The organism is Rhizobium sp. BK591, from assembly GCF_014195045.1.
GTDB classification, from domain to species: domain Bacteria; phylum Pseudomonadota; class Alphaproteobacteria; order Rhizobiales; family Rhizobiaceae; genus Rhizobium; species Rhizobium anhuiense.
On record NZ_JACIAZ010000010.1, the window covers coordinates 13324 to 25340 of the forward strand.

Annotated in this window: 13 protein-coding genes and 1 riboswitch; all 13 genes read right to left on the reverse strand. The window is 62.3% G+C overall.

What is annotated here, in order from left to right:
- Positions 1–225: 225 nt before the first annotated feature.
- The 13 genes from FHX10_RS31970 to FHX10_RS32030 all read right to left on the reverse strand — a co-directional run bounded on the left by FHX10_RS31970 (position 226) and on the right by FHX10_RS32030 (position 11857).
- The gene (locus FHX10_RS31970; protein WP_132575378.1) at positions 226–471 is read right to left on the reverse strand and encodes a hypothetical protein; all 246 of its coding nucleotides are present in this window, start codon (positions 469–471) and stop codon (positions 226–228) included.
- 314 nt (positions 472–785) lie between these two features.
- Complete coding sequence (locus tag FHX10_RS31975) at positions 786–1391, reverse strand: thiamine phosphate synthase (protein ID WP_132575376.1); 606 nt, start codon at positions 1389–1391, stop codon at positions 786–788.
- Positions 1388–2161 (reverse strand): thiazole synthase, encoded by a 774-nt coding sequence (locus tag FHX10_RS31980; RefSeq protein ID WP_130815781.1) that lies wholly within the window; start codon positions 2159–2161, stop codon positions 1388–1390. The genes FHX10_RS31975 and FHX10_RS31980 overlap by 4 nt, the downstream gene beginning before the upstream one ends.
- A gap of 1 nt (position 2162) precedes the next feature.
- Positions 2163–2360 (reverse strand): sulfur carrier protein ThiS, encoded by a 198-nt coding sequence (gene thiS, locus FHX10_RS31985; protein WP_130824939.1) that lies wholly within the window; start codon positions 2358–2360, stop codon positions 2163–2165.
- Positions 2357–3343 (reverse strand): glycine oxidase ThiO, encoded by a 987-nt coding sequence (gene thiO, locus FHX10_RS31990; protein WP_184390702.1) that lies wholly within the window; start codon positions 3341–3343, stop codon positions 2357–2359. The genes thiS and thiO overlap by 4 nt, the downstream gene beginning before the upstream one ends.
- Before the next feature lie 2 nt (positions 3344–3345).
- Positions 3346–5172 (reverse strand): phosphomethylpyrimidine synthase ThiC, encoded by a 1827-nt coding sequence (thiC, locus tag FHX10_RS31995; RefSeq protein WP_132575372.1) that lies wholly within the window; start codon positions 5170–5172, stop codon positions 3346–3348.
- A gap of 99 nt (positions 5173–5271) precedes the next feature.
- Positions 5272–5404, reverse strand: a riboswitch (TPP riboswitch).
- Between the two features lie 72 nt (positions 5405–5476).
- A complete protein-coding gene (locus FHX10_RS32000) occupies positions 5477–5941 on the reverse strand; it encodes an aspartate 1-decarboxylase (RefSeq protein ID WP_132575370.1) in 465 nt (154 codons plus the stop codon).
- 30 nt (positions 5942–5971) lie between these two features.
- Positions 5972–6958 carry a beta-ketoacyl-ACP synthase III gene (locus FHX10_RS32005; protein WP_132575369.1) on the reverse strand — a complete coding sequence of 329 codons (987 nt, stop codon included), beginning with the start codon at positions 6956–6958 and terminating at the stop codon, positions 5972–5974.
- The gene (locus FHX10_RS32010; protein WP_132575367.1) at positions 6958–8226 is read right to left on the reverse strand and encodes an adenosylmethionine--8-amino-7-oxononanoate transaminase; all 1269 of its coding nucleotides are present in this window, start codon (positions 8224–8226) and stop codon (positions 6958–6960) included. The genes FHX10_RS32005 and FHX10_RS32010 overlap by 1 nt, the downstream gene beginning before the upstream one ends.
- Positions 8223–8861: a dethiobiotin synthase gene (gene bioD, locus FHX10_RS32015; RefSeq protein ID WP_132575365.1), complete on the reverse strand. Its 639-nt coding sequence runs from the start codon at positions 8859–8861 to the stop codon at positions 8223–8225. The genes FHX10_RS32010 and bioD overlap by 4 nt, the downstream gene beginning before the upstream one ends.
- Complete coding sequence (locus FHX10_RS32020) at positions 8858–10003, reverse strand: 8-amino-7-oxononanoate synthase (protein WP_132575363.1); 1146 nt, start codon at positions 10001–10003, stop codon at positions 8858–8860. The genes bioD and FHX10_RS32020 overlap by 4 nt, the downstream gene beginning before the upstream one ends.
- Positions 10000–10977 (reverse strand): biotin synthase BioB, encoded by a 978-nt coding sequence (bioB, locus tag FHX10_RS32025; RefSeq protein ID WP_132575361.1) that lies wholly within the window; start codon positions 10975–10977, stop codon positions 10000–10002. Before bioB ends, FHX10_RS32020 begins: the two co-directional genes overlap by 4 nt.
- A gap of 211 nt (positions 10978–11188) precedes the next feature.
- Positions 11189–11857 carry a GntR family transcriptional regulator gene (locus FHX10_RS32030; protein WP_130815771.1) on the reverse strand — a complete coding sequence of 223 codons (669 nt, stop codon included), beginning with the start codon at positions 11855–11857 and terminating at the stop codon, positions 11189–11191.
- Between the last annotated feature and the right edge of the window lie 160 nt (positions 11858–12017).

Sequence of the window (12017 nt, forward strand, 5' to 3'; positions counted from 1 at the left end):
GCCACCGGTCTAGCCCTGCGTCGCGGACGGCCGCATGGTGACAAGAACCCGATACCGTCCAGAAGGTCGGACAACAGCCATCGATCGCCGATGGTGCGGACAAGCTTCTGATTACCTCCGCGGAAAGGTGATTGATGATGCGCGAATGGAGGCTAGCGTAAGCCGTGCGTTGATCGGCGGCACGTTCCAGGCGCGGAGAATTCTCTTCGCGTCCGCGGTCCAACATCAAGCCCCCCTCGCGTGGGCGACGGCGTTTCCAGTGGTCCAGGTCGCCTCGCCTGCCGTGGCGAAGCGACCCTCTTCCCACTTCAGATCGATGACGACCTTGTCGATGACGCCGGCGAATTCGAACGGTCCCTCGTACTGTTCGGACGCAGCCTCTCCCGAGGCTCTTCGACGTCGAAACTCTCGGTCGCGCTGCAGCGGCCGGGCGGCACGTGCTTGAAGTGGGCCTTGCCGACTCGGTTTCATTCACGAGCAGATGTCATCGAGAATGAGCACGGTCGCGCTCTTTGCAGCGGCAACCGGCGAAGCTATCAGCGCCATGTGCCTGCGCCCCTATCAGCGCTTGCGGCCGCCCTTGTCGCCCTGCCCGGACTTGGGCACGTGTTTCACCTCATGGCGTGCGTCGGCGGAGAGCGGTGCGAGACATTGATGACAACGTCGGATTCTTGTTGCCGGTCAACTCGTTCATTCGGTCGTAAAAAATGCAAGGGCTCGACCGACCATCCGCTGTATACCCGTGTGAGCTGAGGGCGCGCCACGGCGTCGTGGTGGCACCTTCCCTAACGCCACGGTGTCGTGCGTTCGATCCATTCGCGCGTCCGCGCTTCGGGATCGGCATTCAAGGTGATGTCGGTGACAACGGCCGCGGTGTCAGCGCTCGCGTCGAATACGCCCTGTAGCCTGTCGACATTCAACCCTCCGATCACCACCAGCGGCAACGGTGCGACACGCCTCTTCCAGTCTGTGATCCGTTCCAGACCTTGGGGCGTCCATTTCATCTGCTTGAGAATGGTGGGATAGATCGGGCCGAGCGCCACATAGTCAGGTTTCGCAGCCAAAGCCGTTTCGCGCTCCGCCTCATCATGTGTGGAAAGACCGAGTTTCAGGCCGGCTCTGCGAATGGCATCAAGGTCGGATTCCACAAGATCTTCCTGGCCCAGATGGATGAAATCGCATCCCTCGTCGATCGCCAGTTTCCAGTAGTCGTTGACAACCAGCTGGCAATTCGCCGCTGCGCAAACGGCCTTAGAACGACGGATTTCTTGGCGCAGGATCTCGTCCGGGCGATCCTTCACGCGCAGTTGCACCAGTTTGACGCCCAGCGGCACGAGACGTTCGACCCAGTCGGCGCTATCGACGATGAGATAGAAGGGGTCGAGCTTCATGAGAAAACTGCCTTTCCGATGACGGGCGTGGATGGAACGGCCATGTCACGTGGCTCCAGCGGTACGGCGCCATGCGCGAGGCGGCCGGCATCGATGGCAAGGGCGAAGGCCTCGGCGATGGCGGCGGGATCGCCTGCGCCGGCAACGGCGGTGTTGAGAAGAACGGCATCATAACCGTACTCCATGACGGCGGCAGCATGAGACGGGCGGCCGATGCCGGCATCGACGATGAGCGGCACATCCGGAAAATGCGCCCGGAATGCCCGCAGCGCCATCGGGTTCACCGGTCCCATGGCGGAGCCGATCGGCGCGCACCAGGGCATCAGGATGCGGCAGCCGGCTTCCAGCAGCCTTTCGGCGACGACGAGGTCGTCGGTCGTGTAAGGGAAGACCTGAAAGCCCTCGCCGGTCAGAATGCGAGCCGCCTCGACAAGGCCGAAGACGTCGGGCTGCAGCGTATCGTGATGGCCGATCACTTCCAGCTTGATCCAATCGGTGCCGAAGACTTCGCGCGCCATCTTCGCCGTCAGCACGGCCTCTTGCACGCTGTGACATCCGGCCGTATTCGGCAGCACGCGCACGCCAAGCTCGCGGATCAGCTCGATGAAGGCGCCGCCCGCTTTGCCGCCGACGGTTTCGCGGCGAAGCGAAACGGTGACAATCTCCGTCTTCGAGCGCCTCACCGCCTCTGCAAGGACAGCTGGAGACGGATAGCGGGCTGTTCCGAGCAGCAGGCGGGAGTGGACTTCGACATCATAAAGTTTCAGCATCTCAGCCTCCTTGCATGGGTGAGAGAATTTCGATGCGGTCGCGTTCGCCGAGCTTGAAATCGGCGCGGTCCTCGCGGTGCACCAACTCGCCGTTCACCGCGGTTGCCAGCCATCCGCCTTCGTAGTCCAGAGCGAGAAGAAGATCTGCGAGCGTCGTGGCCGCGACCTCCTGTTCCTCGCCATTGATGATGAAGGTCATGACGCTCTCCTTACCGATTTCTTGCCTTCTTCAAGAAGAAGCCGCGCCACCTCGCCTGCCATGGCCGGCGCCAGCAGAAAACCGTGGCGGTAGAGGCCATTGACATGGAAGGTGCGCCCCTCCTGCGTCACACGCGGCAGATTGTCGGGATAAGCCGGCCGCACGCCCGCGCCGGTTTCCGTAACCCTTGCCTCGCCGAACACAGGATTGAGCGTGTAGGCGGCATTCAGCAACTCCATCAGCGAACGCGCGGTAATCGGGCCGGTATCATCACTTTCGATCATCGTCGCCCCGATCATGAAGCGATGTCTTTCGCGCGGCACGATATAGATCGGGTGGCGCGGATGCAGCAGGCGAACGGGACGAGAGAGCGTTATCTCGCGCGTTTCGACGCAGAGCATCTCTCCGCGAACGCCGCGCAATCCGGGCAGCTGGCCGATCTGTGCAGCTCCGGTGCAGTCGATCACCCGATCATAACGGGCAACGTCAGCATTGTGCGTGACGCCGAATGTCAGACGCATGCGTGCTTCCTCGAGCCCGGAGGCCAGCCCCGAGAGTGCCTGTCGCGGATCGAGATGCGCTTCATGTCGAAAGAATAGTGCGTTACGGAAACGGCCTGCGAGATCAGGTTCGAGAGCCGCGATCGCCTGCTCGTCCAGCCATTCCCATCCGCCCGTCCGGCGGGAAAAGCGGTTAAGTTCGCCGGCATCGCGCCCGGCCGCCACGACAAGTGTTCCCCGGCGATGGACATGGCCGGGCAATGCCGCCTCCCACCAATCGGCGGCAAGACGGCCGAGCGTCAGTACCGGCTCCTCTGCGCTTTCCCGTTCGCACCATGGCGCCAGCATGCCGCCGGCAAAGCCGGAAGCGCCGGCCCCGACCTTGTCGGCATGTTCAGTGACACTGACCCGGAGACCGTGCCGGTAGAGCTGCCAGGCAACGGTGAGGCCGGCAACGCCGGCCCCCTTGACGAGAATATGCATCGTCATTCTCCGGTTGGCGTTTTCGCCGCTTCGGCGACCGGCATGTAAAGATCGCCGCCATCGCGGTATTTGGCGGCCATGGCTTCCAGGCCCTCCTTCTGCGCTTCGGCGCGGATGTCGTGGGAAATCCGCATCGAGCAGAATTTCGGGCCGCACATGGAGCAGAAATGCGCCACCTTATGCGCCTCCTTCGGCAGCGTTTCGTCGTGGAAGGAACGCGCCGTTTCCGGATCGAGCGAGAGGTTGAACTGGTCCTCCCAGCGGAACTCGAAACGAGCGCGCGACAGCGCGTCGTCACGCACCTGGGCCGCCGGATGCCCTTTGGCGAGATCGGCCGCATGTGCGGCGATCTTGTAGGTGATGACGCCCACCTTGACGTCGTTGCGATCGGGCAGGCCGAGATGTTCCTTAGGTGTCACGTAGCAGAGCATGGCGGTGCCGAACCAGCCGATCATCGCAGCCCCGATCCCCGACGTGATGTGGTCGTAGCCCGGCGCAATATCGGTGGTCAGCGGCCCGAGCGTATAGAACGGAGCCTCACCGCAGACCGCGAGCTGCTTGTCCATGTTGGCCTTGATCTTGTGCATCGGCACATGGCCGGGACCTTCGATCATCACCTGGCAATCCTTCGCCCAGGCGATCTTCGTCAGCTCCCCGAGGGTCTCCAGTTCCGCGAACTGAGCCGCATCGTTGGCGTCGGCGATCGAACCGGGGCGCAGGCCATCACCGAGCGAGAAGGAAACGTCGTAAGCGCGGCAGATGTCGCAGATCTCCTCGAAATGCTCGTAGAGAAAACTCTCCTTGTGGTGGTGCAGACACCACTTGGCCATGATCGAGCCGCCGCGGGAAACGATGCCGGTGACGCGGTTGACGGTGAGCGGGATATAGGCGAGCCGCACGCCGGCATGGATGGTGAAATAGTCGACACCCTGCTCGGCCTGCTCGATCAGCGTGTCGCGATAGACCTCCCAGGTCAGGTCCTCGGCAATGCCGTTCACCTTTTCGAGCGCCTGGTAGAGCGGCACGGTGCCGATCGGTACCGGCGAATTGCGGATGATCCAGTCGCGGATATTGTGGATGTTGCGGCCGGTCGACAAGTCCATGACCGTATCGGCGCCCCAGCGGATCGCCCAGACCATCTTCTCGACCTCCTCCGCCATCGACGAGGTGACGGCGGAATTGCCGATATTGGCATTGATCTTCACCAGGAAATTCCGGCCGATGATCATCGGTTCGGATTCGGGATGGTTGATGTTGGCGGGAATGATTGCCCGGCCTTCCGCGACTTCGCGGCGAACGAATTCCGGCGTCACGAAATCCGGCACTTGGGCGCCAAAACTTTCGCCGTCGCGCACGAGCGGTTCCCTGGCCGCCTGCCGGCCGAGGTTTTCGCGGATGGCGACGAATTCCATCTCCGGCGTGATGATGCCGGCCCGCGCATAGGCGAGCTGGGTGACGGCTCTGCCCGCCTTTGCCTTGAAAGGCTGGTTGCGGATCGGGAATTCCGGCGTCAGGTGGCTGCCGGACACGAAGCCGTTGTCCTCCGGCCTGACGATGCGGCCCTCATAGGCCTCGACATCGCCGCGGGCGACAATCCAGCTTTCGCGCAGGCGCGGCAGGCCGGCATCGATACTGATCGCGGCGCCTTCTACCGTATAGGGACCGGAGGAATCGTAGACGGTGACCGGCGGTTCGCCGGAGGTCGGATGCAATGCGATCTGACGCATCGGCACGCGGATGTCCGGGTGGATCGTTCCAGCTTTCAGGACTTTCGTGGAGGCGGGAAGCGGGCCGGCGACCGGGGTGAGCTTGGTGGTTGCGATATTCATGGTTCGAGGCTCCAAGGTTTGACGTTTGGAGACCCAGTTCCAGAGTTGGAATGATGGAAGAACACGTCGGAATCCGAAGAACGGAATCCCGCCCTCGCCGCCGCAGCGCTCGCACCGTCCCTACGCCAGTATGAACTGGATCAGGTTCAACGGGTCACTGCGCCTCGGCCGGCCAAAGCCGATCCGACCAGCAGTATCTCAGCCCCTTGGCGGGACCCCCCTGGTGAATAGGGCTAAGCTATTGTGAGAAATGGTGCTCCGTCAAGCCCTTGGGCACCATTCCAGAACCCAATTCCCAACCGCGTTACGAAGATCGGCTCGATGGCAGTGCCGCTGGAAATCCGTAGTCATTGTTGGCAAGTTCGGTGGTAACCGACATGTCGGGAGAGCCATCCGCTCGGCGAAAGACCTCGTAAGTAATTCTGTCGACAATCTCATTGCCGGCGCCGAACACCAAGACGCGCGGCCGCAGCTTTATGATCTCATCGAACTCGCAAAAGACGCTGGATGCGATAATAATCTCATCGCCTTGCTGGCATGTACGAGCGGCCGCACCGTTGAGAATGCAGCACTTGCAGCCGGGATCACCATAGAGCACGTAAGTGCTGATTCTGGCCCCGGACATCTTGTTCCAGATTTCCACATATTCCAGCGGTTTCAGGCCGACCGCCCGGCAGAAGTCCGCGTCGATGGTAATCGACCCATGGTAGTTCAGCTTTGAGGCCGTCACTCGAATGCCATGCAGCTTCGCGCCCACGTATTTTTCCAATTTGTGCTCCTTCCAGATTCGACATTGTGGTTACATGCGACAGACCGCAGCCCCGCCCATGAGGCCAGCCCCGGCGGCAGTCAGCAACAGTGCCTCGCCCTCCGCGAAACGCCGCTCGGCATTGGCCATGGAGAGGGAAAGCGGGATGGTCGCGGCCGACGAATTCCCGAAGCGCTCGATCGTGCGGATGGTTTTTTCCGGCGCGATGCCGAGGTTGCCCGAGACGGCGTCGAATATGCGCGCGTTGGCCTGGTGCGGCACGAATTGGTCGACATCCGATGCGGCAATCCCCGCCTGTTCAAGCGCCCGCTTCGATGTCTCGGTCATCAGGGCGACAGCGCGGGAGAAGACCTCACGGCCGTCCTGCATAGTCATCAGGAAGTCCTCGGGCCTGAGCTCAGGAGAGAATGGCCGGTTGCTGCCGCCAGCGGGAATGTTGATCAGGCCATAGCCGCTACCATCCGATGCGAGATCGGCGCCAAGGAGGCCGCTTCGCCCGTTCGTGCTCGGCGCCAGCACGACGGCGCCGGCCGCGTCCGCAAACAGCACTGCACTTGCCCGCTCGGCGGGATTGATGCGGCGGCTGAGGATATTGGCGGCGACCACCAGCACGGCGCGGCCATGCGCACGGACGAAACCATCCGCCAGGGTGAGTGCGTAGAGAAAGCCCGAACAGGCGCCGGCCAGATCGATCGCGCCGGACCGTTCGAGGCCCAACCGGTGGGCCAGCAGCGGTGCCGAGGGCGGCATCAGATGATCCGGTGTCGAGGTCGCAAGCAGCGTCAGCGCGATCTCGCTTTGGGCGATCCCTGCGTCTTCAAGCGCCATCCGCCCGGCCTTGGCGGCAAGGCCGCTCAGCGTCTCGCCGTCTTCGGCCCAGTGGCGCGCGCGGATGCCGGTCCGGCGCTCGATCCAGCCTGTTTCGAGACCAAGGCGCGCCTCGATCTCCGCATTGACGACCCGCCGCGCTGGCACGGCATGCCCGAAGCCAACCATGCGGGAGGAGCGGCCAGACATCAGCCCGCGCTCCCGAGAACGATCGACGCGACCTGGTCTATGGCGTCATAGGCGTCGTCGAGTTCGTCCGCCGTCACGCAATAGGGCGGCATGAGGTAGATGACATTGCCGAGCGGACGGATGAGCAGCCCACGCTCGCGGAAGAGCCGCCGCATGCGCGGACCGGCCTCGGCGAGATAACCGCCCGAGGGTACGGCGAGGTCGAGCGCCGCAATCGTTCCGGACTGCCGGATGTTGATGAAACGCGGGTCTCCTTCAAATCGCTGGAGGTTCTGCCGGTGCCGTGCCGCGAGATTTTCAATCCGCTCGTGGACAGGCTCACTGCGCCAGATGTCGAGATTGGCGACGGCGGCCGCGCAGGCGATTGGGTTGGCCGTATAGGAGCTCGAATGGAAGAAGGTCTTCCGCCGGTCGGTGGAGAGGTGGGCGTCGAAGATGTCGCCGGTGCAGAGTGTTGCCGCAAGCGGCAGGGCGCCACCGGTCAACCCCTTGGAAGTGCACAGGATATCGGATCTGATGCCGGCCTGCTCCGAGGCGAACATCGTCCCCGTCCGGCCCCAGCCGGTCATTACTTCATCGGCGATCAGCAGACAGCCATGTCGTCCGGCGATTTCCTTGAGCCCGGCAAGCACCCGGGCATCATAGATCTTCATGCCGCCCGCCCCCAGCACCAGGGGCTCGATCACAAGGGCTGCGACGCGGCCCGAACGGCAGAAGCTCTCGAACATATCAAGCGTCTGCTGCTCATGACCTGTTTCCGGAAAGGCGAGCCGGTCGACGCCGAAGAGCAACGGTTCATAAGCGGCATTGAACACGCCGCGTTCGCCGATCGACATCGTGCCGATCGTGTCGCCGTGATAGCTTTGCTCCATCACCACGATCCGGTCGCGTGGTCTGCCGATGTTGTGGAAGTAGCCGAGCGCCATTTTGAGAGCCACCTCGACCGAGGTCGACCCGCTGTCGGAATAAAAGACATGCTTCAATCCCGCCGGCGCGACCTCGATCAATCCCCCGGCCAGTCGTTCGGCAGGCTCGTGGGAGAATTCGGCGAAGATGATCTGGTCATAGGCCTCTGTCGCTGCGCGGATCGCCGCCATGATCGCCGGATGCCGATGGCCATGTGTGATGACCCACCAGGACGAGATCGTATCGAGAAGGCGATTGCCGTCCTCGTCGATCAGATAGGCGCCCTCGGTCGAGACGATGCGTTTCATCGGCGGTTCGAGCGCATGCTGGGTGAACGGGTGCCAAACGGTGGAGCGGTTCATGCAGATACCTGCGCAAAGGAAGCGAGATTGAAACTGTCGCGGAACGCTTGGCGAAGTCCGTCGGCAGTGACGTTCTGAAGCCAGGGCAGCCGGCCGAGCGAGCGGACACCGCCCATCTTGACGATGATATGCTGCGTTTCTTGGTTCTCGTCGCCGACGAAGGCGATGCCGAACACCGGAATGTTGCGATGTTTCAGTGCTTCGAGCGAGAGCAGCGTATGGTTGATCGTGCCAAGCAAGGTCCTGGCACAAAGGATGACCGGAATCTGCCAGTGGGCAAATATATCGGCGAGGACGAGGTCATCCGAGAGCGGCACGAGCAGCCCGCCTGCCCCCTCGATCACCAGTGGCCGCTCGATCACCGGCGGCACAAGCCTGTCCGGATTGATCGCAACGCCAGCCAGCCGGGCCGAAAGATGCGGCGAGGCAGGCGTGGCGAGGCGATAGACTTCCGGCAGGATGCGCGCACGCGGCACGCCGCCGAGCCGCGCGACAGTCTCGCTGTCGGTCTCGTCTTCGAGCCCCGCCTGGACGGGCTTCCAATAATAGCCATCGAGCGCGCCGGTCAGGGCGGCGGCAAAGACTGTCTTGCCAATACCCGTATCGGTACCGGAGACGACGAAGCGCGGCATCATGACCTCTCCTCCTCGAGCGCCGTCGCCAGCCGTTGCACCATGTCCGCAATCTGCTCTTCATCGACATTCAGCGTGATGGAAATCCTCAGCCGCGCCGTCCCCTCCGGCACGGTCGGAGGCCGGATCGCCCTGATGTCGTAGCCTTCGGCCCGCATGCGGTCGGCGATCCGGAGCGAGCGGGCATTGTCGCCGATCATCACCGGCAGGATCTGCGAACCGCTAGGACTGATGCCGAGCCGGGAGGACAATTGTTCGCCGGCGAAATTTTTGAGGCCCTCCAGCCGCATGCGCCGCTCCGGTTCGTCGGCGATCATGCGCAAGGCTTCGCGCACCCCTGATGCCATCAGCGGCGACGGGGCGGTCGAATAGATGAAATTGCGCGCACGGTTGATCAGATAGTCAGCGAGAACAGAAGGCAGACCGAGAAGCGCGCCGGAGACGCCGAGCGCCTTGCCGCAGGTGTGCAGCACCACAATGTTGCCGCGGCTCTCCAGCCCCGAGGCAAGGCCGCGGCCGCCCGGGCCGAACACGCCGGAGGCATGCGCTTCGTCAACGACGAGGAAGCCGTCATGCCGGTCGGCGAGATCGGCGAGGTCAGCGACCGTCGCCTGGTCTCCATCCATGGAATAGAGGCTCTCGACAGCGATCCAGGGACGCCCCTTGCCGCCGGCTTTGCGCCAGCGGCGGATCGCCCGATCGAACGCGTCGACTTCATTGTGCGGCACCGCAACCGCCTCCGCCTTGCTGGCCGCTATGCCGTCATGGGCGCTGGCATGGATCAGCGCATCATGGACGATCAGGTCGTCCCGCTGCGGCAGAGACGAGAAGAGCGCGACATTGGCCGCAAAACCGCTGCCGAAATAGAGCACCCTCTCGACTCGGAAAAACGCCGCCGCTTCTGCTTCGAGCGCCTCATGTTCGGGGTGATTGCCACGTAGCAGCCGCGAACCTCCGGCGCCCGCGGAAACGCCCCTGTCGATCGCCGCTGCTATCGCCGCCTTCAGGCGGGGCGCATTGGCAAGCCCGAGATAGTCGTTGGATGTGAAGTCCACGCCGTGCTGGGGAGCGAGCGCGCGGATCCGCGACCGGCGCGCAAGGCCATCAAGCGTTGCTTCGTAGCGGGCTAGCGCTGGCGAACTCAAGCCGACGGCTCCAGTTCCATCGGCTTCAGCCCCAGCCTGCGGAAAAGGGCCGCATCGTGATCCTCGCCGGGATTGTCGGCCGTCAGCAGAGTGTCGCCGACGAAGATGGAATTAGCCCCAGCGAAAATGCAAAGGGCCTGCATCTCGTCGCTCATCTCGGTGCGGCCGGCCGAAAGGCGGACATGCGAGCGCGGCATCAGGATACGGGCGAGCGCAATGGTCCGGACGAAGTCGATCGGATCGACCGGCGCGGCATCGGAGAGTTTGGAGCCGGGGATCGGAATCAACATGTTGATCGGCACGCTTTCCGGCGGTGTCGGCAGATTGGCGAGCGTCACCAACATCGAAATACGATCTTCGACCGTCTCGCCCATCCCGAGGATGCCACCCGCGCATACCTTGATCCCGGCATCGCGGACATTGGCGAGCGTTGCCAACCGGTCCTCGAAAGTGCGGGTGGTGATGATCTCCGAATAATAGCGCTCGGAGGTATCGACATTGTGGTTGTAGTAGTCGAGGCCGGCCTCGGCGAAGCTTTCGGATTGAGCCGGCGTCAACATGCCGAGCGTCATGCAGGTTTCCATCCCCAGTGCTTTTACGCCCTCGACCATGGCGACTAGAGCTTCCATGTCGCGCTCTTTGGGATTGCGCCACGCGGCGCCCATGCAGTAGCGTGTCGCGCCACCTTGCTTTGCCTTCTGCGCCTCGCCAAGCACGCGCTCGACTTCCATTAGCTTCGAAGCCTTGAGACCCGTCGGATAGTGGGCGGACTGGCTGCAATAGCCGCAATCCTCGACACAGCCACCAGTCTTGATCGACAGCAGCCGGCTCATCTGAATGGCATTCGGATCAAAGTGCGCGCGATGAATTTGGTGGGCACGAAAGAGAAGATCATTGAACGGCAAATTATAGATAATTTCCGCCTCGCCGATTGAGATGAGAGCACCGGGCGGTAGCGTCACATTATCCGTCATCAATCACCTTCAGCATTCAATAGATAGAAGATAGTTTTATCTATAATTCTGCGAAAGGCAGGACTTTGCAATAGCCATTTACGCGAATGCTGATCCGGGTAGCAACTGAAAGTAGAATAGACGGAAGTGAGAGGTTTTCCGTCGGCACACGTCCGGCCGCGTGGATGTGCGGATCCCTCAAATCGATGACAAATTAAGCTCGGGCTTTACCTCAGCCCTCTATGGCAAATGCCTCGCCCGTTGCGCCGGAGGCATACTGGATCGGCTTTTGGCCAATCCTCTGCACATGCCGATCCAGCACGACAATGGCTTGCTCGATTTTGCCCTTACGCAGATGATCGAGAATGGCATGATGATCGACATCAACCCGTGGCGTCCATCCGCCGCGGCCGCTCACAAACAGAAGTCGCGATCCGACCGTATGTAGATCATCGATCGCCGCGAGCAGGCGCGGCATGTCACAAGGTGCGAGCAACAGCCTGTGGAACCGGCGGTTCTCCTCGTCCCATTCGCGGATATTACTCGCACGGTCACCGGCAACCATCGCCGTTTCGGCCTGGCTGAGGATGAACGGAGTGAGATGCGGCGCGGCATGGCGGAGCGCAAGTCCCTCCAGGACAGAACGCATGCGAGCGACCTCCTGAACCTCGGCCAGCGAAAATGACGCGACCCGCACACCACGGCGCGCCTCACTCACCGCGAGTCCTTGCGCCTCCAGACGACGGAAAGCCTCCCGCACTGGCACGTGGCTGGTGCCGAATTCTTCAGCAATGTGATCCTGCCTAAGCCGACTACCAGGCTCCAGCGCACCTGTGATGATACGGTCGGCGAGAATGCGGCTGATTCGATTGGCGATCGTGTCTTCGGTGATCGTGGTCATGTTTTACAGATAATTTCATGAAGCGGCGCTGTCGAGGTCATAAGCAACTCAAGATTATCTAACGAACAGGTCGGGGAATGGCGATTGAAAAGATTCCGCAACCCTACTCCGGCAGGAACGGTCCCGATATCGAGGCGGAATTCCTGGCCGACATGGGGTC

Coding starts and splice junctions, on each gene's coding strand:
- FHX10_RS32005 (WP_132575369.1), bottom strand. CDS start 6,958: ATGTCTGGCCGCTCCTCCCGCATGGTTGGCTTCGGGCATGCCGTGCCA.
- bioB (WP_132575361.1), bottom strand. CDS start 10,977: ATGACGGATAATGTGACGCTACCGCCCGGTGCTCTCATCTCAATCGGC.
- thiS (WP_130824939.1), bottom strand. CDS start 2,360: ATGACCTTCATCATCAATGGCGAGGAACAGGAGGTCGCGGCCACGACG.
- thiO (WP_184390702.1), bottom strand. CDS start 3,343: ATGCATATTCTCGTCAAGGGGGCCGGCGTTGCCGGCCTCACCGTTGCC.
- FHX10_RS32030 (WP_130815771.1), bottom strand. CDS start 11,857: ATGACCACGATCACCGAAGACACGATCGCCAATCGAATCAGCCGCATT.
- thiC (WP_132575372.1), bottom strand. CDS start 5,172: ATGAATATCGCAACCACCAAGCTCACCCCGGTCGCCGGCCCGCTTCCC.
- FHX10_RS31970 (WP_132575378.1), bottom strand. CDS start 471: ATGAAACCGAGTCGGCAAGGCCCACTTCAAGCACGTGCCGCCCGGCCG.
- FHX10_RS32010 (WP_132575367.1), bottom strand. CDS start 8,226: ATGAACCGCTCCACCGTTTGGCACCCGTTCACCCAGCATGCGCTCGAA.
- FHX10_RS31980 (WP_130815781.1), bottom strand. CDS start 2,161: ATGCTGAAACTTTATGATGTCGAAGTCCACTCCCGCCTGCTGCTCGGA.
- bioD (WP_132575365.1), bottom strand. CDS start 8,861: ATGATGCCGCGCTTCGTCGTCTCCGGTACCGATACGGGTATTGGCAAG.
- FHX10_RS31975 (WP_132575376.1), bottom strand. CDS start 1,391: ATGAAGCTCGACCCCTTCTATCTCATCGTCGATAGCGCCGACTGGGTC.